Below are 23,264 nucleotides of genomic sequence, written 5' to 3' on the forward strand. Positions count from 1 at the left end.
GATCCTGGATTTCGCTGCGCTCTGTCCAGGCCACTCGGTGATCTCAGGAGCCTTACCGGAAATACCCAAGCACGAGATCGACGTCCGCGCTGCGGGCCACGGTGCCGTTCAGCTCGGCATCGATGACGCGGCGGCAGGCGTCGACCGCGGCGTGGTCGCCGAGATCGTTGGCGGCTTCGAGCACGAGCCAGGCGGCGTCCACAGAGGCCTTGTCCGGAGCCGCGCCGCCGAGATCGGCGCTGGCGGCATTGGCCGGATTCTTCTTGCGAACGGCGGTGCCGAATTGAGGCAACATTGCAGATACTCCCCTGTCCTCGGTGGACCTGTCAGTGAACCTGAAGCTCGGGCTGACGGCCCGCATCGGCACCCGCGCCGGTCTTGCGCGACTGATAGAACTTCAGAATGCTGCGCGAGGTCTCGATCTTGAGCCGGCCGTACTCGCGCTCGTTGTCCTGGAGCTCGCGCGCCGTGATCAGATGATCCTTGGCGCCGAGGAACAGCAGCGACATCGTCGTGTCCCAGGAGAAGTCGAGGGCCTTGCACAGCACCAGGATCATCTCGCGGTTGCGGTCCATCAAGGCGCGCTCGATCACGTCGACCGGCAGCGCCGACAGCAGCGACAGGCCGATCTGCACCTCGTCGAAGCGGTGCTGGCGGGCATAGTTCGAGATCGAATCCTGGTTGAGATTGCCCTGACGATACTGCGTCGTGACCACGCGCTTGGCGACGAAATAGCTGCGCGAGGACGGGCCGAACTTGGACTGGAGATCGCCGGTGACCTCGGTCACCGAGCTCTGGATCTGCGACATCATCTCGGGCCGCTCGACCTCGAGGCGGCGGCGGACGTCTTCGGAGGCCTTCGCGATCAGCTGCTGGAAGATGTGGCGCGGCACGTCCTTGCGCAGGCCGAGCTGCTCGGCAAGGATCGAATCGCCCTCGGCACGGCGGACCATGTGCAGCAGGCCCGAGCCGGAGAAGCGCGCGCCCTCGTTCTTGGCGACCGAGGTCACGACCTCCTGGTTGCCGCGCTTGACCAGCACGTCGGTCACGGCTTCGCCGATCGACTGGCGCTGGGAGATCGCCAGCAGATGCGCCTGGCCCTTGGTCATGGCGCTCTCGACCAGCATCTTCTCGTCGATGCGATTGGAATCGCGCAGCACGGGACCGGCGACCGCGATCTCGTCGTCGAGGGCGAGCTTTTCGATGACGTTGAGCGGTGCGTGGTCGCAGGCCGACATCACTTCGGAGAGCTGCGCGCGCGCAGCCACCTCGATCTCGTCGGCGAGCCGGCCGATCACTTCGCCGAACATGCTGATCTCGTCGTCGCTGTAGCGGCCGGTGATCAGGATGTCGGTCGCATGCCACAATGCGCGTGCCCGGCTTTCGTCGGTGCCGCGCGCGATCGCGTCGTCCAGATCCTGCAGAAGCGATTTCGCCCCGTTCATCTCGATAACCCCAGTTCTTGGCAGCCCTTTGGCGAGCCGTCCCGCCGCTCGCGGCGCGACGCCGAATTCCTCTGGGAACCAACGCTAGAGATGAAACGCGAGAATTCAGTAAAACCAGCAAATCAGTTTTGCCGACGAGAATTCGTTCAAATGCGAGGGAATGGGTTAAGAGGCGGGGAAGATGCTGTGCAGGAGGTGCGCTCCCTCTCCCGCTTGCGGGAGAGGGTTGGGGAGAGGGTGTTGGGACTTTCCCCTAGAGGAGAAAGCCCTCACCCGCGCCTTCGGCGCGACGTCTCCCGCAAGCGGGAGAGGTGAGCGAGCCCGCGGCCCAATTCGCGCAAACCAATCTGCTCAAGGATTTTGCGGGGTCAGCACCAGCGGCGGCTTCGGCCTGGGCTTGGCGGGCGGCGGGCCCGGGGCCGGCTTTACGTCGATCGGCGGAGGGAGCGGTGCGAGTTGCTGGCTGGCAAGCGGCGGGCTCGGCGCGGCGGGCGCCGCCTGCGGAGCCTTCGGGGTCGGCGCCACCTTGGGCTTTGCCGGCGCGCGGCGCGGATCCTGGCCCGGCAACGGCACATTGGCCGGCGCCTGCTCGGGCGCTATCTCAGGAGACACCAGTGTCGGCAGCGCAGCGGTGGCCGGCGGCGGCTCGCCGCGCTCGATGGCGTCGAGCCGCCGCGTCTCGCGATCGATCGTGCGCACAGCAAGCCACGACGACAGCGGCGCGAGGTCGATGGTGCGGCTCAGCCTGTCGGGCGGGCCTGCCGCGAACAGCTGGATCTCCGGCGGGGCGCCGGAGAGCCCGGTCATGATCGGCGTCAGGCTGGCGCGAATGTCGGCCTGGTCAGCGGGAATGTCGTAGCCGCCGGAGACGATGGCGCGGGCATTCTTCGCTTCCAGCGGCGTTGCGCCGACCCGGAGGCGGCCGTCGCGGATCGTGAACGGAATCTGCGCCGAGGGCACCGCAATGCGCCCCGCCGACAGCGCGGGCTCGACGAGCTGCCGCAACCGGTTGTCGTCGTTGACCTGACCGCCGTCGCTGGCGCGGATGGCGATCTCGAACGCACGCGGATTGAGGCCGGCGATCTCGGCGGATTCGAGCGTCACCGTGCCGTTGCCGGCGAGCGCACCGGTGAGGGCCACGACGCTGCGGCCCTGGCTGGTCAGCGCCATCTGCACCGAGGCGCGCCCCTTGGGCAGCGCGAGGTCGCGATAGCGCAGCGCCGACGCATCGACATTGCTGAGCTCGATGCGCGCGTTCAGCGCAAGACCAGCCGCGCCATTGCGCGCGTCGAGGCTTGCTGACATTTCGCCGCCGCCGACGCCGCCCTTGAGCGCATCGAGTGCGAACGACTGGCCGTCGCTCCGGATCACGCCGCCGAAGGGGCGCAGCTCGATGCCGCCGGGCAACGTTCCGCGCAAGGCCTGGAAGGCGATGCGGCCGCGCCAGCCGCTGACCAGTCCGGCGCTGAGCGGGTCGCCGGACTCATGACCGGCCGCGCCGACCGCGACGGCGAGCGCCGGCACCAGATCGAGCGCGTCGAGCCCGACCTCGCCGTCGACGGTCTTGTCCTGATCGAGCGTCACCGCAACATGGCCGCGCAGATGCGAGCCCGCGGCATTGCCGTCGAGATCGCCGAAGGTCAGGCGATTGCCGGAGAGCGTGAGGCGGGAGGACAGGCTGACATTCTGCGCCGACTTGTCGGCCGGGCTGGTCCCGAGCAGCGGCGCCAGATTGGCGTTGCGCACGCGCAGGTTCACGCTCACCTTGGGATCGAACAATTTGGGCTCGAACGATTTGGGCTCGGACGGTTTGGGCTCCGACAATTCGATGCTGCCTTGCGCGTCCGCATCGAGCCCGCCGCCGCTGAGCCTTGCGTTCAATTGCAAGGGACGGCGCCAGGCCCCGCTCAAGCGGCCTTCGAATTGCGTGGCGCCCTCGCCCGGGGCCACGATGCGGTCGAGCCCGAACAGGGCCAACAGGGTGCCGGCCTGCGGCGCCGCGACTTTCGCCTCCAGCGTGAAGTCGCTGTTGCGCAGGCGTTCGAGGTCGATGCCGCCGATGGCCGCCGCCGGCGTCTGCGCGGCCAGCGTCGCAATGGTCTTGAGCTGCGGTGCGTCGAGGTCGAGCACGACGCGGGCATTGCTGCGATCGGCCTGCTCGGCGTTCTTGTCGAGGCTGAGATCGAGCTTGAGACGGGTTGTGCCGGGCAAAGACGGGAGTGCATCGAGGCGCGCGCGCATCGCGGGCGCGAACGGCTCGATCAGCGCGGTGAGCTCGCGCAGCGAATTGGCCGAGGATTTCAGCGCGAGCTTGCCGGTGGCCTTGGCGCGGTCGAAGCTGCCGCTGGCCTCCGTGGTCACGCCGCCGGCCTGGCCGAAACGCAGCTGCTCCAGCGACAGCGACGCCGGGCTGTAGGCGAGCCTGGCTGCGAACGGCCGCAGCTCCTGGCCGGCCGAGATGGCGCGGCCGATATCGAGCGCGAGCTTTGCCTCCTCCGGCCATTCGCCTTGCGGCCCCGCCAGCGCGCGCACGAAGCTCGCGGCGGCATCGAGGTCGAGCCGATCGGCCCTGAGGTCCGCATCGATCCGCGAGCCCTTGCTTGGGCCTGTTTGCACGAAGGCGATGCGGCCTTCGACGGCGCCGCCGTCGATGTCGGCCTTCAGCCTGTCGATGGCGAGATGATTGGCGGCGATGGTGACGTCGCCGGAAAGGCGCAGCGGCCGCGTGCTGCGCCGGTTGATCTCGCTGCGGCCCTGCAACCAGCCCACCAGCGTGTCGGGATCCGAGGACTCGACGCTGAGCCGGCCGCTGAAACTGTCGGCGCCGGGAGCCGCGCCATTGAGCGAGAGCTGCGTCATGCCGGGCGCGCGCAGCTCGAGCCGCCGGAAGGTCCAGGACCGGCCGTCGGTGGCAAGCTCGGCCACGATGTTCTGGAGCGGACGGCCACCGAGCATGATCTGATCGGCATTGAACTCGATCTGCGCCGGGATCGGCACCTGCGGGATCGCCGCCAGCCCTGCGCGCAGTGCCGGCAGGACGCGCTGCGGATCGGCATCGTCCCTGGCGGTCAGCCTGTCGGCATCGACCTGCCGCGCCGACAGCACCGCGCGCAGCAAGGGCGAGGCGCCAAACCTGATATCGCCGACGCCGCCGAGCTTCAGCGCGGTGTCCTCCGCGCCGAAGCTCGCATCGATCTGCTCGAATTTCGCGCCGGCCGGATCGGCCTTGAGCCTGGTCGCGAGCTTCCAGGGTGTCGGCCCCGCCTCGCCCGCCTTCTTAACCGCGGGCACGGCGAGCGTCAGCGCGCCCTCGAATTTCGGCTGGCGATTGTCGAAGGCGAGCACGCCTTCGAGATCGGCGAGGATGGCGCGCTCGCCGGGATCGATGTTGAGGTGGAGACGGGTCGCGCTGCCGTCGGCGCTGGGGCCGGAGGAGACGCGGAACGGGTAGCGCACGCCGCGCGCGCTGAAGCTGCCGTCGCCCCGCACCGACCCTGCGAGCGAGCGCACGTCGCCGGAGAAGGCGATGTCGTTCAATTCCAGCGTCGAGCGGCTGGCGGCATCGTGAAGAGCGATGCGGCCGGTGAGGTTCAGCCGCTCGATGGCGAGGGACGCCAGGTTGAAGGTGCCGCTCGCGGTCGACGGCAGATCGACCCGCCCGCGTGCGTCCAGGCCGAGATCGACTGCCATGCCGCCGACCGTGAGCTCGGTGGCGCGCCATTCGCCGCGCATCAGGGAGCCGAGGCTGAACTCGACGTCGAGCTTGTCGGCGCGCAGGCGGCCGAGATCGTTGTTGCCGCCGAAGGTGACGGCGCGCAGCCGCAGCGTCGGCGCCGGCAACAGCCGTGCGTCGAGCTCGCCCGCCACCCGCACCGGTACGCCGATGATCTTGCCGGCCTCCGCCTCGAACTGGGGCCTGAACTGGTTCCAGTCGATGTAGTAAGGCCCGATCAGCGCGGCCAGCAGCGCAATGATGAAGGCAATCGCCAATCCGAGCAGCGTCGTCTGCACGGGTCTCCCCTCGGCCAAACCGGCCCGGGCCGAAGCTGAGGGCCTCAGGCGCGCCGGAACAGCCCCTTATATAGGGGGAAGTATGGCGAAGTCACAGCGACTGTTGCGCGCGGAGGTTAACGCGCGTGCCCCCTCACCAGCTCGCCGGCAGCCGCTTCAGCCCGCGCAGCACGAAGGTCGGCCGCCATTCCGGGGTCTCGACATCGTCGATGCGCAAATCGGGCAGCCGCCGGAGCAGCGTGGCAATGGCGATCTCGGCCTCGATGCGCGCCAATTGGGCCCCCAGGCAGAAATGGATGCCGCCGCCGAACGACAGCGGCTTGACGTTTGCCCGGGTGACGTCCAGCCGGTCAGGCCGATCCGGGTAGATCGCGGGATCGCGGTTGGCCGAGCCGAGCAGGCACAGCACGGTCTCACCCTTGGGGATCTTCACGCCGCCGAGGTCCTCGATCTCCTCCAGCGTGACGCGGCCGGTCATCTGCACCGAGGAATCATAGCGCAGGAACTCCTCGATCGCGTTCGTCATCAGCTCCGGCCGCGCTTTCAGGAGCGCAAGCTGATCCGGATTGCGGTGGAGCGCGAGCAGGCCGTTGCCGATCAGGTTGACGGTGGTCTCGTGGCCGGCCACGAACAGCAACATGATATTCGCAGTCAATTCCTCGTTGGTGAGCTTGTTGCCGTCCTCCTCGGCCAGCACGAGCTGGGTCGTGAGGTCGTCTCCCGGATTGCGGCGACGCAGTTCGAACAACTGCTGGAAATACATCTGCGCCATCAGGTTGCGTGCGTTGCCCTGCTTGATCTCGTCCGGCGTCATGGGGACAGGATCCAAGATGCGCACGCCATCGCTCGACCCCTTGTGGAACGCCTCGCGGTGCTCTTCCGGGATACCAAGCATATCGCAGATGATCGTGACCGGCAGACGGAACGCGAAATCCGCGATCAGGTCCATCTGACCGCGCTCGATCACGGCATCGATGGCGTGATCAACGATCTCCTGGATTCGCGGCCGCATGTCCTCCACGCGTCGCGCGGTGAAGGCCTTGACCACGAGCCCGCGCAAACGGGTGTGATCCGGCGGGTCGGCCTGCAGCATCGTGTGGCCCAAATTCCGAAAGACCGGCTCGTCCATGATCCTGTCGCTGTAGCGGCGCCTGGAGCGCTCGACGAAATCCTTGCCGAAGCGCTTGTCACGCAGCACGACACTGACCTCGGCGTGGCGGCTGGCGACGTACTGGCCGAACGGCGTCAGGTGGATCGGATCGAGCGTGCGCAGCCGCTCATAGTGCGGATAGGGGTCGCGGATGAAATCCGGCGAGAGCGGGTTGAACAGCGGTCCGCCAGCGGGTTGCACTTGCTCGTTCATGGTGACCTCGGATCGGTTGCCGCATGACACGCATACGCAAGGCTGCCCCATCGCCCGGCGTAACCATCCCTGTAAATTATCAACTCGATACATTGTTGTATCGAGTTGCATTCTGCCCTAAGCTGCGCCGATGTCAAGGGTGAGAACCAGGCCGACCAGAGACGACACGCGCGACAGGCTGTTCGAGGCGGCGGCGCGCGTGTTCGAGGAGGACGGCATCGGCGGCGCCAGCATCGAGGCGATCGCGGCGGCGGCGGGCTTCACCCGCGGCGCGTTCTATTCGAACTTTGCGAGCAAGGACGAATTGATCATCGCCATGCTCGAGGACCATGTCGCGCAGTCGATCCGGCGTAACATGGACATCCTGGCGCAGCACGACAATCTCGACGATTTCATCGCGGCGCTGAAGACGATGGACCGCAGCCGGCAGGATCCGCTCGGCCGCTCGCCCCTGCTCCACATGGAGATGATCCTGTTCGTCGCGCGCGCCGAGAAGCGCCGGCCGGAACTTGCCAAACGCCTGCGCGGGCGGCGCAAGCTGGTCGCCGACATCATCGAAGCGACGCTGAAGAGCAACGGACGCAACCACAATCTGGAACCGCCCTGGATGGCCGCGATCGTGCTCGCGCTGGAGGACGGATTTCGCCTGCACCGCCTGATCGATCCCGAGACGACACCGGCCGACAGTTTCCTGCGCGCGCTCACGGATCTCAGGAGCAGGACGGGATTGGCCTCGGTCTAGCGGATGCCTGCAGCGGGCGGCGCAGCCGCGCCGCTGTCTCTGGCATCGAGAGCGGCTGCCGCTCGTTCACGGCGCCACGTTCCCGGGCTGATGCCGACGAGCGAAGAGAACACGCGGGTGAAGTGGCTCTGATTGGCGAAGCCGGCCGATACCGCGATCTCCGCCAGCGACAGGTCGCGTACCGTCATCAACTGCTTGGCCGTGTCCACGCGCTGGCGCAGCAGCCATTGGTGCGGCGGCAGGCCGGTGGAGACGCGAAAGGCGCGCGAAAAATGGCTGACGGAGAGATCGAACTCGGCGGCAATCTTCTCCAGCGAGAGCTTGCCGTGGAGATCTGACTCCAGCATTCCGCAAGCCCGCTTCACCTGCCACGGAGCAAGGCCGCCGCGCACCGGCTCGGCGCGCCGCAACCCGCCATAGGTCGCCACGACATGTGCGCTGAGCGCGAGCATCATGTGGTCGACGAAGAGCTGGTTGGCCTCGTCAGGCCGCCGCAACGCCGCCAGGAACGACGCGCCGAGATGGCGAATGGTCGGATCGTCGTGGCCGATGCCGGGCTGATAGGCGAGCTCACCGATCGGCCCCGCGCCGCTCTGCCTCGCCATGTCGTCCAACGCCGAACGGGGCAGATGGAAGAACAGGGAATGGAAGGGCTTGTCGATCACGTAACGCGGGTCGCGCTTCAGGTCGTACAGATAAGTGGCGCCGGCGCGGATATCGTTCTTGATCACGCATCGGCCGCGCTCCCAGCACTCGCAATCGGCGAAATCGCGGAGCTTGACGCTGACGAGATAGGCGTCTTCCGCAGGCAACGATTCGGAAAGCCGCGTCACGGGATGGTCGTCCCGGGTTTCGGTGACCGCGAGCTCGGCGCTGCGCAGCGAACGCGTGACCAGCGTCGGCGGCGCATCCTTCAAATGCAGGAATCGTTCGAGCTTCTGCGCGAGGGCGCCGTGTGCCATGGGATCAATCTCGGATGTGAGGAGACTGGGAGCTGAACGCCGCCGCCAGATCACGCCCAATTATCCGACATCGGCAAGCGACGGTCCAGACTCGCGCGTGAGCATCGCGCGCCCGGTTCACCTGAACGTGAGCTGCTTGTAGGTCTTACGCCGACCGCTGCATTGCCGCCGGCTCCGCCGCCAGCTCCAGCCGCCCCAGCATCGCCCTCGCCTGCTCGGCGCAATGCTCGATCAGCCAGCGCTCGAAGGCGACCGGCGGCAGCGGCGGTGCGTAGAGGAAGCCCTGAACGCTCGGCGAAAACGCTGCAGGTATCTTGAAGCGTACTGGACCTATTCGGATCCCGTCTTGAGCTTGTGCAGCCGGCCGGCGACCGCCCGCACCTTCCCAGGCGCCGCCCGCCAGATCGCGAGCGCCGACAGCCCGCTCACGACCATCGCGACGGCGAAAGCCAGCGTGTAGTCGCCGGCGCGATCATAGAGCAAGCCGGTCACCCACGGTCCCGCCGCACCGCCCGCCAGCGCCGCGAGCATGATCGTGCCGAAGATGCTGCCCTGATGCCTGCCCTGGAAGATCTCGAACACGACCGCACCCATGATCGAGGTGAGGCCGTAGCCCAGCGCGCCTTGCGTGAACACCATCAGATAAACCAGCCAGAGCGAAGCTTGATATCTCAGCGCGATCAGCGCGGCGAAGCAGACGACGAAACCAGCACAGCTGATCGCCCACACCCACTCCCGGCCGATGCGGTCGGAGACGTGCCCCAGCACGATCTGGCCTGGAATGCCGAGCAGGCTGACCATGCCGAGTGCCCACACCGCAACGCTGGAGCTGAAGCCGACGTCGAGCAGGAATTTGGTCTGGTGCACCTGCACTGCGTACCAGATGTACAGGCCGCAGAAATAGCCGAGCGCGATCCACCAGAACCGCGCGGTCGCGACGGCGCGCTGCAGCGTCCAGTCGGTGTTGGCCCAGACGGGATCGACCACGTTGGAGGCCGGCCTTGCCGCGCCTGCGGCCGGGGCGGCATCGCCGTCAGGCTGGAGGCCGATGTCCTCGGGGCGCTTGTGCAGCAGCAGATTGACCGGCGCCAGCGCGATCAGGACGAGCAGGCCCATCGCGGTGCAGGCGGTGCGCCAGCCGGTCTGCTCGATCATATGCTGCACCCATGGCAGCAGCGTCACCGAGCCGATACCGACGCCAGCGAAGGCGATACCGATGGCGAAGCCGCGCTTGCGGATGAACCAGTTCGGCAGGAACAGCGATTGGCCGGAATAGCCGAGGCAGACGCTGCCGGCGCCGACCATGACGCCGATGGTGACGTAGAGATGCCAGGGCGCGCTGGTCAGCGGCGCCAGCAGCAGGCCGCCGCCCATCAGCACGACCCCGAGCTCCATCACCGCGCGCGGGCCGGCGCGATCCATCAGGCGGCCGATCAGCGGGCTGACCACGCCCGACACCACGAAACCGAAGGAGAAGGCGCCCGCGGTGACGCCGCGCTCCCAGCCGAACTCGGCGATGATGGGCGGAAAGAACAGCGAAAAGGCGGTGCGCGCGTTGACGCCGATCGCCATGGTGACGAAGGTCACGGCGACCACGACCCAGCCGTAGAAGAACGGAAGCCGCATGTTGTGTGCTTGTTTCATCCCTGGACGGTTCTTCGGACCATCCGGGGATGCCCGGGTCAAGCGCTTTTCGCGCATGCCTCGCGCGCGCTCAGGCGGCGTCGAGCCGTGAGGATTTGACCGGCGCGTCGAACAGGATCCGCTCGATCGGATGCGGCCGGCCGAACAGATAGCCTTGCGCAAAATTGACGCCGAGCGCCCTCAGCCGGTCGAACTCCTCGCGCGTCTCGACGCCTTCGGCGGTGACCGACATGTCCAGTCCGCGCGCCAGCGTCACGATCGAGGAGATGATGGCGGATGAGCGCGGCTGCTGGGTCAGGTTGCGAATGAACGACTTGTCGATCTTGATCTTGTCGAACGGGAACGCGGTCAGGTAGCTGAGCGAGGAGTAGCCGGTGCCGAAATCATCAAGCGCGAGCTCGACGCCGAGCTGCTTCAGCCGCTCCATGAAGGCGTGGTTCTCGCTGCCGCGCTCCAGCAGCACGGATTCCGTGATCTCGATCTCCAGCCGCTGCGGCGGCAGGCCGGAATCGGCGAGCGCCGCGCAGATCATTTCGAACAGCTCGGCTTCCTTGAACTGGATCGGCGACAGGTTGACGGCGACCGTGAGATCGGCGGGCCAGCCGGCCGCGTCCGCGCAGGCGCGCCGCAGCACGAATTCGCCGAGCGGCACGATCAGCCCGGTCTCCTCCGCAAGCGCAATGAACTGGTCCGGCGGGATCAGGCCGCGCGTCGGATGCCGCCAGCGCACCAGCGCCTCGAAGCCGCGTCGTTCGCCGCTGAGGGCATCGACGAACGGCTGGTAGTGCACCTCCAGCTGGCAGCGCGCGATGGCGTCGCGCAGATCTCCTTCCAGCGTGTTGCGGGCCTCCAGCTCGGCCGACATCGCTTCATCATAAATCGTGAAGCAGTTGCGGCCGGCCGATTTCGAGCGATAGAGCGCCAGATCCGCTTTCTTCAGGAGCTGCTCCTGATCGCTGCCATGATCCGGCGCGATCGCGATGCCGATGCTGGTGCCGATCTCGACGCGGTGGCCGGGCAGCAGGAACGGCTCGCTCACGAGCTTGGCGATGCGTGCCGCCAGCTCGGTCGAGCAGGCGCGCTGGTCCTCGCCGGCCTCCTGGATGACCGCGAATTCGTCACCGCCGAGCCGCGCCAGCACGTCGTCGGCGCGCAACGCGGATTTCAGCCGCTGCGCCACCTGGCGCAGCAGCGCATCGCCGGCCGCGTGACCGAGGGAATCGTTGACGTTCTTGAAGCGGTCGAGGTCGAGCATCAGGATCGCGAAGGGCAGGCCCCTCACGCTCAACTGCCTGTTCATCTCGTCGAGCCGGGTGAGGAAGAAGGCGCGGTTCGGCAATCCGGTGAGGATGTCGGTCTGGGCAAGCTCGAGCACCCGCCGGTTCGCCAGCGACAGCCGCCGCGAATTGCGGCTGGCGAGCATCAGATAGGTCGACAGCGACAGCGTCAGCAGCATGCCAACGACGAGGACCGCGACCGCGCGGTCGTAAGTCGTCGCCAGCGGACCGCCGGCGGTCGGAACCGCCCGCACCTGCCAATCGGTATCGCCGATCTTGAGACTGCCCGACCAGTGCAGGGTCCGCGCGATGTCCCGCATCGACCGCAACGCCACGGCGGACGACGAATAATCCGGCAGCATCTGCTCCAGGCTGACGATCTGCGCCGCGAAGGGCGGGAAGACCGTCATGCTGACCGCGGGGCTGGCTCCGGTGGTCACACGAATGGACTGGATCAGCAGCGGCAGGTCGAAGATGCCGACCACGAAGCCGGCGAGATTGCGGCGCCGGTCCGCGATCTCCTCGCGCGAGGTGCCCTTGGCATAGACGGGAATGGCGACGAGAACATAGGACAGCCGGTCGCCGTCTCTCGGCCCGAACAGGGGCGTGCGCACGGCGACCACGCGGTCGTTGTCACGCGCACGCTCCAGCATCGACCGGCGCTCCGGAACGGTCATGTAATCCATGCCGTAGACCAGCGAGGTCTTCGGCTCAGTCGAGTAGAACACCGGAATATATTCATCGCTCTGCGGCGCGGTGACAAAGGTCTCGCCCTGCAGCGACTTGATTTGATAGCCCGACACGCCGTCCCGGATCGCCGCGGTCTCGTACTCCGTGCGCTCCTTGCGGTTGACGCGCGGCAACCAGGAGATGCGCAGCGCGCCGGGATGACGCTCGAACAGACGGGCGCTGAAGGTCTCGAATTCGCTGCGGGTGACCTCTTCGTTGGTCGATTCGAACAGGGTGCGCAGCGCGAGAAGCCTCGATATGTACTCGTTCATGCCGTTCTGCATGACGATCGCCTGGGTCTCGGCCGCGTTCTCGAACTCGATCCTGTTGACGCGATCTTCCCACCGCGCGACGGCGGCGGCGCCCACGATCGAGAACAGCAGGCCGACGCCGACCGCGACGAGCGCAGGGCGATAGAGCCCGAGCAGCGGCGCGGCTCGCCACCATCCGCCTCTCCGTCTCCGATCCTGATCGTTCTGATCGCGACCGCCCATCTTGAAGCCGCCGTCCCCTCTCCGCGACGAACCGAACCTCTGGTTGAGGTGCCGGCGCCGCTATCGGAACAAGATCGCGGTTAAGAACTGCACAATTTTGGAAATTGGTCGTTCCGCAATGCGGAAACTAGTTAACGAAGTGCGCGAGCGATCCCGGCGTTATCGACATAAGTTACCGGTTTTACCCGGTGTACTACGGCCTTTCTGCGTCGTGCCGCTTAGCGAGCTATTCAGGCTCGCGCGTTACGTTGCGCAAGACTTCTTCCAACGATCCGGCAAAGCCTCCGATGCATCGATTTCGATCAGCGAGCTCCGTCGTCCTGACCATCGCGCTTCTGGCCGCGACCACGCTGGCGGCGAGGGGCAACGAGGCCGGCATCAGCGCGGATGCGATCCTGTTCGGCCAGGCCGCGGCGCTTGAGGGCCCCTCCTCTGCGCTCGGACAGCGCATGCGGCAAGGCATCGTCGCCGCGTTCACCGAGATCAACGCCAAGGGCGGCGTCCACGGCCGCAAGCTTCAGCTCATCAGCCGCGACGACGGCTACGACCCCGACCGTTCGGTGGCGCAGACGCTGCACCTGATCGATGATGACAAGGTGTTCGCGCTGATCGGCGCGGTGGGCACGCCGACCGCGATGGCGACGATCCCGATCACCAGCGCCAGGAACGTTCCCTTCATCGGCCCGTTCACCGGCGCCGAGTTCCTGCGCGACCTCGAGCTTCCGAACGTCGTCAACATCCGCGCGAGCTACGGCGCGGAGGCGGAGGCCTGGATCAAGCACCTCACCGAGGATCGCAAGTTCACGCGCATCGGCATCTTCTACCAGGACGATTCCTTCGGCCGCGACGGGCTTGTCGGCGTCAAGCGCGCGCTCGCCAAGCGCGGCCTCGAGCTCGCCGCCGAAGGCACGTTCGAGCGCAACACCCGCGCGGTCGTCCAGGCCTGGCGCATGATCAAGCGCGCCGACCCGGAAGCCATCGTCATGGTCGGGACCTATGGACCGTGCGCGGAGTTCATCAAGCTCGCCCACCGCAGCGGCGCCCGTCCAACCTTCGTCAACATCTCCTTCGTCGGCGCCGTTGCGCTCGCGGCGGAACTCGGCCCTGAGGGCGAAGGCGTCATCGTCTCGCAGGTCGTGCCGTTTCCATGGGACCGCTCGCTCAAGCTGGTCGCCGACTATCAGGCGGCGCAGAAGGCGTTCGATCCGACGCTGACGCCGGACTTCGTGTCGCTGGAAGGCTATCTGTCCGGCCGCCTCGCGGCCGCGGCGCTGGAAAAGGCCGGCCCCAATCCGACGCGCGCAAGCCTGCTGCGCGCCATCAACGATACCGGCCGCTTCGACATCAGCGGCAGCCTCTTCACCGTCGGCACACGCATGCTCGACACGCCGCCGAAGGTGTTCCTGACGGTGATCCAGAAGGACGGGACGTTCAAGGCCGTGGACCGGCTTTAGGGCTCTTCACGGCCGCCGCGTCCAGCGGTCGGCGTTGACGGCGCCTTGCGGGATTTCTCCGCTCACGATGGCCTCGACCTGCCGCACGGTCTCCAGCGACTGGTATTCGATGGCCTGCGGCGTCAGGCCGCCGACGTGCGGCGTGGCGATGACGTTCGGCAGCTTGGCAACATCGGGCGTCGGCATCTGATCGGGCGCGCGGCCGACATCCATGGCGGCGCCGGCGATGCGGCCCTCACGCAGCGCGCGTGCCAGGGCGGCCTCGTCGACGAGATTGCCGCGCGAGAGATTGATGAAGACGGCGCGCTTCTGCATGCGCGCCAGCGCCGCCTCCCCGATCAGGTTCTCGGTCTGCTCGTTGGCGATGGCGAGGCAGACGACATAGTCCGAGGCGGCGAGGAGCTCGTCGAGACCGACCTGGCGGATCTCGGCATCGCTGACTGTCGCAAAGGGATCGGAGACCAGCACCTCCATGCGCAGCACTTTTGCGATCTCGGCGAGGTAGCGCCCGATGCTGCCGTAGCCGATGATGCCGATCCGACTGCCGGCGAGCTGGCGGCCCATCCGTGCCTCAGCCTTGCGGCCGGCCTGATAATCCGCCGTGGTCCGCGATACGCCGCGGGAGAGGTCGACCATGAAGCCGAGCGCGAGCTCGGCCACGGCCTGTACGAAGCCGGGCCCGGCGCGGGTCACCAGCACGCCGGCTTGCGAGGCCGCGTCCACATTGACGTTGCGGATGTCGACGGCGCAGCGGACGAACGCTCGCAGGCGCGGCAATTGCGCAAAGATCTCGCCGCGCCCTTCCGTCATGCGATCGGCAACGATGATGTCGGCGTCCTTCGCGGCGCGCACCAGGCTGGCTGCGTCCAGCGGCTCATCCCCCTCGTGCAGGATCACCTCGGCGGCCGCGCGAAGGCCGTTCAGGCTGCGATCGCCGTAATAATTGCGCCGCATCTCCGGGGTATGCGCGAGCAGGACCTTCACGACAGGACTCCTCAATAGCCGAATGCCCGCGGCAGCGCGGTCGAGAGCCATGGCACGAAGGCGATGACGAGCAGGCAGAGGAACAGGAGACCAAGATAGCCCATGATCGGCTTCACCGTCTGCTCGATCGGCACGTTGCCGATCAGGCAGGCGCCGTAGAGGCCGAGCCCGAGCGGCGGCGCGAACAGGCCGATACCCATTGCGATGACGAGCACGACGCCGAAATGCAGGGGATCGACGCCGAGCTGCACCGCGACCGGCAGCAGCAGCGGCCCGAAGATGATCAGCGCGGCCGCGCCCTCCAGCACCGAGCCCATCACGATCAGGACGGCGATCGCCAAGAGGATGAACAGCCAGACGCCGGAGGTCTTGGAGAGGCCCAGCATGAAGTCGCCGACCGCATGCGGCACCTGCTGCAAAGTCAGGGTGAACGCCAATGACTGCGCGGCGGCGACGATGAACAGCACCAACCCCGCACGCGTCGCCGCCTGCACGAAACTGTGCGCGGCGGTTTTGAAGCCGAGCTCGCGGAAGACCACGCTGCCGACGACCAGCGCGTAGGCCACCGCGAAGGCCGAGATCTCCGTCGCCGTGGCAAAGCCGCTCTTGAAGCCGAAGAAGATCATGAAGATCAGGCCGAAGGATGCGATCGCGCCGCTCCACAGCCCCGACACCGGCATCTGCGGCTCGACATCCTCGACCTTGTCCGGCCGTTTGCCGAAGATGATGGACACCGCGATCAGCACCAGCGCCATCAGTGCCGACGGCAGCAGCCCTGCGACGAACAGGCCGCCGATCGACAGGTTGGCAACGAAGCCGAGAATGATCAGGTTGATGCAGGGCGGGATCGTCTCCGCCATCACCGCCGAGGCCGCAAGCAGCGCCACCGCGCCGCCCGGGTTCTGCTTGGAGCGCCGCGCAGCCGGGATCAGCACCGAGCCGACCGCGGCGACGTCGGCCATCTTCGAGCCGGAGATACCCGAGAACAGCACCATCGAGGCCACCATCACGACATTGAGGCCGCCGCGCATGCGGCCCACGGCACGCTGCAACAGCTCGATCAGCCGCACCGACATGCCGTTGGCTTCCATGAGATAGCCGACAAGGATGAAGAAGGGGATCGCGAGCAGGACGAAATTGTCGATGCCGCGCGCCATCTGCTGGGCAAAGATCACGCCGGGCAGTGCGCCCTCGACCCAGATGAAGATCAGCGCGGCCAGTGCCAGCGCAAAGCCGATCGGCAATCCACCGAACAGGGTGGCGAAGAAGCCGATCATCATCAGGGTGCCCGCCGACGGCACCGAGGACGGGGACAGATAATCCCAGGCGAGGTAGAGGCCCGTCACGACGAGGATCGCGATGAATCCCCTCGCGATATCGGGCAGCGGCCTCGCGCAGAGATGATCGATTGCGAACACCGTCATGAACAGCGCGCCGATCCCCATGGGATAGAAGGTCAGCTCCAGCGGCAGACCGGAGCCGGTGGTCTGGCCGGCGGTGAGCGAGCCCAGCTTGATCGCGTTGTAGGCGACGTAGCCGGAAATCAGCACGATCAGCAGCGCGCTTGCGGCATCGACAAGCGAACGCAGCCGCACCGGCAAGAGATCGCGGAAGAAGGAGACGCCGACATTCTCGCCGCGCGCGAGCGCGCTCGCCGCGCCGAAGAAGGCCGAGCCGACCATCAGGCCGCGCGCGACGTCGTCGGACCATTCGACCGGCGCGTTGAAGAAGAAGCGCAGCAGCACGGAGGCGCAGACCACCACGAGATCGGCGGCGAGCAGGACGGCCGCGATCGCGTCGCTGACGCGAAGCAGCAAGGTGATGCTGCCATGGCGGCCGCCCGAGAGGGGCACGGCGGCTGACATGGCCACGTCAGATTTGGTCATATCAAGCTTGGGTCGCGCGGATGACGTCGATGACGGCCTTGGACTCCGGCCGCGCCTTGATGAAGTTCTCGTGTTGCGGCGCGACGCGCTTCTTGAACGCCTCGCGGTCGCATTCGGCCACGGTCACGCCCTTCTCGGTCAAGGCGGCCAGCGCCTCCTTCTCGACCGCGAGCCCATGGGCCCGGGTGTCGGCCGCGGCTTTCTTGGCGGCGTCGAGGAAACCCTCGCGCAGCTTCGGATCCATGCGGTTGTACGTCATGTCGCTGAAATAGATCGCGAGCGGCGAGAAGTTGTGCTGCGTCAGCGCGTAGAATTTCGACGTTTCGAAGAACTTGCTGGCGAGGATCGTCGGCGGGTCATGCTCCAGGCCATCCAGCACGCCGGCCTGCAAGGCCGTGTAGATTTCGCCGAACGCCAGCGGCGTCGCGGCGGCGCCCATCAGGCGCAAGCATTCGGTGATGACGGGATTGGGCAGCGTCCTGATCTTGAGGCCGGCGAGATCCTCCGGCGTCTTCACCGGCTTCTTCGCCAGCACGCTGCGCGAGCCGAAATTATAGGCCCAGGCGACGATGCGGATGTTGCCGCCCTTGAGCAGCGCGTCCTCGATCGGCTTGGCGGCGCCGGCCTCAAACGCTTTGGTCTGCTGCGGGAAGCTCGAGAACAGAAAGCCGAGGTCGAAGGTGCCGACCAGCGGCACCAGATTGGCCGAGATCGACGAGCCCGACACCATGAGGTCGATGACGCCGAGCTTCACCGAATTGATGACGTCGATCTCCTGACCGAGCTGGTTGTCGGGGAAGAAAGCGACCTCGATCTGCTCGCCGAGGCCGTTGCCCTTCAGGTTCTTGACCAGGTTGTCGTAGTAGACGCGGCCATTGGCGTATTTGGGATCGTTCGGCAGCGAGGAGGAGCATTTCAGCTTCAGCGTCGCAGCTTCGGCGCGGCCGATGATGGCGGGAGAGAGCACAATGCCGGCGGTGACCGCCGCCGATGACTTGATGAACGCGCGACGGTTCACGGGCACGATGGTCATGGTGCGGCTTCTCCCTCGTCTTTTTCTTCGCCACGGTCGTTGCCGCAGCCGTTGCGCGGACTGTATGGCCAAAGCGACGACACAGGCAAGGTAGCCGGCTGCGGTCACGGAGCGTCGCGGCGCGCATACCGCCGTCACCAGCCAAGCGAAATCACCGCCATTTCCCGGAGATTTGCCGCGAGGATCGGCCTGCCGCCCGATCTGCGCAAGGAACGCCCTCGCCCATTGCACCGGATCAATCCAATTGGAGCATGGATCAATGCGCAGTTGACATGGATGATGCCTGACCAATTCCCCGTGCTCCGGCAGACGGACTGCCCCATTTTGCCGCGGCCCATGCGTGATCCAGAGCACAGACGGCCGCGTGGCGCGGGCTTAGAAAAAGTGACATCATCGTGCGCATTGCCGTTGGAGGTGACATCATGCGCCGTCCAGTGTTTTCGAATTTGCTTCTTGCGTCCGGTCTTCTCGCACTCAGTCAGTTGATGACGCCGACGGAAGCGGCCGCCGAAGCGCGGCTCGCGCTGGTGATCGGCCAATCGGCCTATCGTACCGTGCCGGAGCTGCCCAACGCCGCCAACGACGCCAAGGGTATGACGGAGCTGCTCGGGAGTGCCGGCTTCACCGTCACCACGGCGGCCAATCTGGCGCAGACCGAGATGCGCGCGGCGATCTCGGACTTCGCCGGCAAGGTCAGTGCCAGCGGCGCCGACACCGTCGCGCTGGTGTTCTATGCCGGCCACGGCCTGCAGATCGACGGCGAGAACTATCTGGTGCCCGTCGATCTCGACCCCAAGCGCGAGGCCGACATCCCGCTGCAGGGCGTGCGGCTGAACGACCTGCTCAACACGCTCGGCGCGCTGCCGACGCGGGCGCGCATCTTCATGCTCGACGCCTGCCGCAACAACCCCTTCCCTGCGCTCAGCGGCGCCGGCCACGGGCTTGCGATCGTCGACACCAAGGCTGGCGCGCCCGGCTCCTTCATCTCCTACTCGACCTCGCCCGGCGCCGAGGCCGAGGACGGCAACGGCATCGACAGCCCCTACACCACGGCCGCGCTGACCATTGCCAAGCAGCCGAACCTGCCGATCGAGGAAGTGTTCAAGCGCATCCGCGTCGCCGTGGCGCAATCGACCGACGGCCGGCAGATCCCCTGGGAAAGCTCCTCGCTGACCACCGACTTCAAGTTCTTCGGCGAGAGCAGCGGCAGCACGCCCGCGCTTCCCGGCGCGAACGCGATGGCGCTCGCCAGCGGCACGCGCAGCGTCGAAGATTGGCGCAAGACGTTGCAGGGCAAGCCGGCCACGGTGGCCTATGAGCTCGTGATCACCGAGGACACCGCGGAGGCGTATCAGGCCTATATCGAGCTGTATGCCCAGGACACCCGCACGCCGCGCCTGCGTACGGTGCTGGAGCGGCGTCGCCAGATGCTGGCGTGGGAGCGTGCCACCGCCATCAACACCCGCGCCTCGTTCGAAGCTTATCTGGCGAACTGGGACAATAGCGATCTCGCGGCAACCGCGCGCCGGCTGCTGCTGCGCGTGCAGAACCGCAACTACGCCGTGCCCGTCGCCGCCGCGGTGACGCCCGTCGCGGTCGCGATGGCGCCGACCTGCCCGTGCTCGACGCCCGCGACCCCGGCAACGCCGGTCAACCCCTCGGTTCCGCCCGTGATCAAGAAGCGCGTCGACGAGACCCCGCCGAAGCGCAAGGTGGTCGAGACGCCGCCCAAGCGACGGCCGTCCGAGCAAGTGGTCTACGAGCGCGCGCCGCCGCCGGATCGCGGCCCGCCGCCGGAGGCTGTGATGCAAGGCATCGGCATCGGCGTAGGGATCGGCCTCGGCATGGGAATGGGCGGCCGCGGCGGAGACCACAATGGCGGGTACCGCAGATACTGAGCCGGTCCGGCACAAGCAGCATTCGGCTCGCGCCAATCGCGCGAGCCGAACTCATTGCGACAGCGTCGGGTAATCCCGGAGCACGGCTTCTCGAATCCAGCCTGCCTGGATCGCGCGCGACAGGATCTGCGCCGTCTTGAGGTCCTCAGCCTTCATGCAGAGATCCACGATGCGGCGCACGGCGTCGTCGCGCATCAGATCGTCGGAGATCTTCATCGCGATCTCCATCGCGGTGCGGGCCGCGCGTTCATAGCGCTCGCGCGTGCTGGCCGGCGCTGAAGCTCCGGCGGCCTCGGCGATCGTTCGCGCCGCCTGGCAGATGTTGCGGATCCGGTCGGCGGCCTCGATATCGCCGATCGGCCTCCCGACTGGCTCGTCCCAGACGTCTGCCGGCTCTCGCCTCGCGAACCACTTCATTGCCCCACCCGTGGTCTTCAATCGCTCGCGGCGTTCAGGACATGCGGCGCGGGCCGATCGCCTCGAACTGCGCCTTCTGCTCGTCGTTGAGCGTGGCGTAGAAATCATCGAGCGCCGCCCGCACCGACTTGATCCCGTCCAGCATGACGTCGAGGCGCTTGCGAATCGCGGCCATGCGGGCCGGCGGCGTCATCACCTCATTGGGCTCGCAGGCCGCCTTGAGCGATGCGCTGACTTTGGCGCTGGTGTCCTGGAGCACCTGGAGCGCCGCGCGCTGGGTGTCGTTGGGACGAAGTCTGTCCTCGATCGTGGCGCCGGGCCAATCGAACGCGGCGGACGCGCTGCAAGTCTGCACCGAGGATCCGCCCGCATTGTTCGATACCGCGGCACGACGCTGATCGTCGGCGAGCGCGTTGAAGCGCGCCTTTTGCTCGTCGTTGAGCGAACCATAGAATGTCTCGAGCGCGGGCTGGACCAGTTCGACGGCCTTCTGCATCGCCTCGACACGCTGCTGCATGGCGGCGAGCCGGCCGGGCGCCGTCGCTGCGGCCTGCGTCGGGCAGGATGTGCGGATCAATGCCGCCGCGTCGACCGAGGCGTTGCCGAGCGCATCGAGAGCCGCGCCCTGCGCATCGGTCGGCTGCACCGTGGCCGCGATCTGATCGATCGGCAGGCCGACGATGGCGCGGCGGTCGCTGCCGCAGAGCTCATCCAGCGGCGCGCTGCGCGCCCGCCGCCGGCCCTGCGGCTGCTGCGGCAGATAGGCCGACAGCCGATCATAACCGTAGGGGCCGAAAATGCCGGCATAGATGTCCGGATAGCCGTAGCCCCAGAAGCCGAGCCCGTCGCCCCAGATCGCGTAATCGTAGAGGTCGTTATAGGCGAACGGCCAGAACAGCGGCCCCACCCAGCCATAGCCGCCACCCGGATGTTGCCACCACCCGCTGCTTGCGCCGCCCCAGCCGGCGAGTGCCGCCGCCGCGGCGATCTGTGCGCGGGCCGCCGGATTGCTGATCAGCCGGCCGTTGCGGAATGCGCTGGCGTTCCAGGCGTTGCGGAAGTTCGCCGGCCGTATCGCGGCATTGCGGATCTGACCGAAGTTCGGGCCGCCGCGTCGCGCACCGGTTGTAAACCGCATCCCGCGATGATGCCCGCCGCCATGCGCGTGGCCGCCGCCGTGCCCACGGAAATGGCCGCCGCCATGATGGCCATGGCCATGCCCGCCGCCATGGCCGTGCCCGCCTCCATGACCACCGCCATGTCCGCCCTTCGCCAGCGCCGCACCCGCCAGCAGGCAGGCGAAGGCCATTGCGGCAATTCCAACGACCGGTCGCACCATCGCACCCTCCCGCGCACAGCCCTGCCATTGAGGCATCGGAACTTGGCGGGAATTGGAACCGGCAACATTGCCGAAAGTTCCCGGACTGGGGCGCGGGCCTTATGCCTCCGGCACAATCTTGCCGGGGTTGAAGATGTTGAGCGGATCGAGCGCCTTCTTCAGGGCCCGCATCGCATCGAGAGCCTCGGGGCCGAGCTCGGCCTTCAGATATTTCTGCTTGCCCTGGCCGATGCCGTGCTCGCCGGTACAGGTGCCGTCCATCGCCTGCGCACGCTCGACCAGGCGGTGCATGAACTCCTCGCCGCGCGCCATCTCGTCGGCATCGTTGGTGTCGCAGACCAGCGAGCAGTGGAAATTGCCGTCACCGACATGGCCGACGATCGGCGACAGCAAATTGAGGCGCTTGAGGTCTTCCTCGGTCTCGCTGACGCAGTCGGCGAGCCGCGAGATGGGTACGCAGACGTCGGTTGCGACCACGCCGATGCTGTCGCCGGGCCGCAGCGCCTTCACCGACCAATAGGCGTCGTGCCGTGCCTGCCACAGCTTGGTGCGGTCCTCCGGCTTGGTGGTCCAGGAGAAATCGCCGCCGCCGCAGTCCTTTGCGATCTCGCCGAAGGCCTTCGACTGCTCGGCGACCTCGACCTCGCTGCCGTGGAATTCCATCAGCAGCAGCGGCGTCTCGGGCAGAGTCAGCTTGGAATAGGCGTTGCAGGCCTTCACCTGCGCGGCGTTGAGCAGCTCGATGCGCGCCACGGGAATGCCGGTCTGGATCGCCAGGATCACGGCCTGGCAGGCGCCGTGCACGGTCTCGAACGACACCGCGCCGGCCGCGATCGTCTCGGGGATGCCGCGCAGGCGGATGGTCAATTCCGAGATGATGCCGAGCGTGCCTTCGGCGCCGACGAACAGATGCGTCAGGTCATAGCCCGCGGAGGATTTCTTGGCGCGCGTGCCCGTGGTGATGATCTCGCCGTCGCCGCGCACCACTTTCAGCGCCAGCACGCTGTCGCGCATGGTGCCGTAGCGCACCGCATTGGTGCCGGAGGCGCGGGTCGAGGCCATGCCGCCGAGCGAAGCATCCGCGCCCGGATCGATCGGGAAGAACAGGCCCTGGTCGCGCAGATGCTCGTTCAGCGCCTTGCGGGTGACGCCGGGCTGGATCACGCAATCGAGGTCCTCGGCATGCACCGCGAGCACCTTGTTCATGTCGCGCAGGTCGACCGAGATGCCGCCGGCAGGCGCGTTGACCTGGCCCTCCAGCGAGGTGCCGGTGCCGAAGGCAATGACGGGCACGCGGTGTTTCGCGCAGATCCGCACCACGTCCTGGATGTCGGCGGTCTCCTGCGCCATCACCACGCCGTCCGGCGGCTGATTGATGATCCACGTGGTGGTATGGCCGTGCTGCTCGCGCACGGCCTGCGAGGTGATGAGGCGGTTGCCGAAGCGTGCGGCAAGCTGCTCCAGCGCGCTTGCGAGGGCTTTCGGCTCCGGCCGCGGCGGATTATTGGTGATGGTCGTACCCACGGAATTCCTCCCGACGAGAAGAGACCGTGGCAAAGGACATATAACCGGTCAAGTCAAGGGAC

16 protein-coding genes are annotated in these 23,264 nt (G+C 67.0%); 3 read left to right on the top strand and 13 right to left on the bottom strand.

The window, feature by feature from the left end; all coding sequences use genetic code 11:
- Window positions 1-52: 52 nt before the first annotated feature.
- The 4 genes from ACNJYA_RS31150 to ACNJYA_RS31165 all read right to left on the bottom strand — a co-directional run bounded on the left by ACNJYA_RS31150 (window position 53) and on the right by ACNJYA_RS31165 (window position 6,819).
- Window positions 53-295, bottom strand: coding sequence for a hypothetical protein (locus ACNJYA_RS31150; RefSeq protein WP_172787455.1), 243 nt, complete (start codon window positions 293-295; stop codon window positions 53-55).
- A gap of 31 nt (window positions 296-326) precedes the next feature.
- Window positions 327-1,445, bottom strand: a complete 1,119-nt coding sequence (locus ACNJYA_RS31155; RefSeq protein WP_172787456.1) for a DUF2336 domain-containing protein — start codon at window positions 1,443-1,445, stop codon at window positions 327-329.
- 351 nt (window positions 1,446-1,796) lie between these two features.
- Window positions 1,797-5,456 carry an AsmA family protein gene (locus tag ACNJYA_RS31160; protein ID WP_439401250.1) on the bottom strand — a complete coding sequence of 1,220 codons (3,660 nt, stop codon included), beginning with the start codon at window positions 5,454-5,456 and terminating at the stop codon, window positions 1,797-1,799.
- A gap of 133 nt (window positions 5,457-5,589) precedes the next feature.
- Window positions 5,590-6,819 carry a cytochrome P450 gene (locus tag ACNJYA_RS31165; RefSeq protein WP_439401251.1) on the bottom strand — a complete coding sequence of 410 codons (1,230 nt, stop codon included), beginning with the start codon at window positions 6,817-6,819 and terminating at the stop codon, window positions 5,590-5,592.
- A 130-nt stretch (window positions 6,820-6,949) separates the two neighbouring features.
- Here ACNJYA_RS31165 and ACNJYA_RS31170 point away from each other — a divergent pair, with 130 nt between their 5' ends.
- Window positions 6,950-7,561 carry a TetR/AcrR family transcriptional regulator gene (locus tag ACNJYA_RS31170; protein WP_212259130.1) on the top strand — a complete coding sequence of 204 codons (612 nt, stop codon included), beginning with the start codon at window positions 6,950-6,952 and terminating at the stop codon, window positions 7,559-7,561.
- Here ACNJYA_RS31170 and ACNJYA_RS31175 read toward each other — a convergent pair.
- The 3 genes from ACNJYA_RS31175 to ACNJYA_RS31185 all read right to left on the bottom strand — a co-directional run bounded on the left by ACNJYA_RS31175 (window position 7,558) and on the right by ACNJYA_RS31185 (window position 12,667).
- Window positions 7,558-8,523, bottom strand: coding sequence for a helix-turn-helix transcriptional regulator (locus ACNJYA_RS31175; RefSeq protein WP_439401252.1), 966 nt, complete (start codon window positions 8,521-8,523; stop codon window positions 7,558-7,560). The genes ACNJYA_RS31170 and ACNJYA_RS31175 overlap by 4 nt on opposite strands.
- Window positions 8,524-8,853: 330 nt before the next feature.
- Window positions 8,854-10,149: an MFS transporter gene (locus tag ACNJYA_RS31180; protein ID WP_439403496.1), complete on the bottom strand. Its 1,296-nt coding sequence runs from the start codon at window positions 10,147-10,149 to the stop codon at window positions 8,854-8,856.
- A gap of 88 nt (window positions 10,150-10,237) precedes the next feature.
- Window positions 10,238-12,667 carry a bifunctional diguanylate cyclase/phosphodiesterase gene (locus ACNJYA_RS31185; protein ID WP_439401253.1) on the bottom strand — a complete coding sequence of 810 codons (2,430 nt, stop codon included), beginning with the start codon at window positions 12,665-12,667 and terminating at the stop codon, window positions 10,238-10,240.
- Window positions 12,668-12,954: 287 nt separating this feature from the next.
- On the opposite strand from ACNJYA_RS31185, the gene ACNJYA_RS31190 reads away from it, so the two are divergent.
- Window positions 12,955-14,121, top strand: coding sequence for an ABC transporter substrate-binding protein (locus ACNJYA_RS31190; RefSeq protein ID WP_439401254.1), 1,167 nt, complete (start codon window positions 12,955-12,957; stop codon window positions 14,119-14,121).
- 6 nt (window positions 14,122-14,127) lie between these two features.
- On the opposite strand, the gene ACNJYA_RS31195 is transcribed toward ACNJYA_RS31190, so the two are convergent.
- From ACNJYA_RS31195 to ACNJYA_RS31205, 3 genes are read right to left on the bottom strand one after another with little or no spacing between them, the layout of a single operon-like run.
- Window positions 14,128-15,105, bottom strand: coding sequence for a hydroxyacid dehydrogenase (locus ACNJYA_RS31195; RefSeq protein WP_439401255.1), 978 nt, complete (start codon window positions 15,103-15,105; stop codon window positions 14,128-14,130).
- 11 nt (window positions 15,106-15,116) lie between these two features.
- Window positions 15,117-16,970: a TRAP transporter large permease gene (locus ACNJYA_RS31200; RefSeq protein WP_439401256.1), complete on the bottom strand. Its 1,854-nt coding sequence runs from the start codon at window positions 16,968-16,970 to the stop codon at window positions 15,117-15,119.
- 22 nt (window positions 16,971-16,992) lie between these two features.
- Entirely contained in the window at window positions 16,993-18,024 is a 1,032-nt protein-coding gene (locus tag ACNJYA_RS31205; protein WP_439401257.1) for a TRAP transporter substrate-binding protein, read from the bottom strand.
- Window positions 18,025-18,446: 422 nt separating this feature from the next.
- Between ACNJYA_RS31205 and ACNJYA_RS31210 the strand changes: the two genes are divergently transcribed.
- Window positions 18,447-19,922, top strand: a complete 1,476-nt coding sequence (locus ACNJYA_RS31210) for a caspase family protein (protein ID WP_260380274.1) — start codon at window positions 18,447-18,449, stop codon at window positions 19,920-19,922.
- A 51-nt stretch (window positions 19,923-19,973) separates the two neighbouring features.
- Here the strand turns inward: ACNJYA_RS31210 and ACNJYA_RS31215 are convergent, their stop codons facing one another.
- From ACNJYA_RS31215 to ACNJYA_RS31225, 3 genes are all read right to left on the bottom strand, one after another.
- Entirely contained in the window at window positions 19,974-20,339 is a 366-nt protein-coding gene (locus tag ACNJYA_RS31215; protein WP_439401258.1) for a hypothetical protein, read from the bottom strand.
- Window positions 20,340-20,373: 34 nt separating this feature from the next.
- Window positions 20,374-21,678 carry a Spy/CpxP family protein refolding chaperone gene (locus ACNJYA_RS31220; RefSeq protein WP_439401259.1) on the bottom strand — a complete coding sequence of 435 codons (1,305 nt, stop codon included), beginning with the start codon at window positions 21,676-21,678 and terminating at the stop codon, window positions 20,374-20,376.
- A gap of 99 nt (window positions 21,679-21,777) precedes the next feature.
- A complete protein-coding gene (locus ACNJYA_RS31225; RefSeq protein ID WP_439401260.1) occupies window positions 21,778-23,202 on the bottom strand; it encodes an FAD-binding oxidoreductase in 1,425 nt (474 codons plus the stop codon).
- Window positions 23,203-23,264 lie beyond the last annotated feature (62 nt).

Origin of the sequence: Bradyrhizobium sp. BLXBL-01 (assembly GCF_051853025.1) — a bacterium.
In the GTDB taxonomy this organism is placed as follows: domain Bacteria; phylum Pseudomonadota; class Alphaproteobacteria; order Rhizobiales; family Xanthobacteraceae; genus Bradyrhizobium.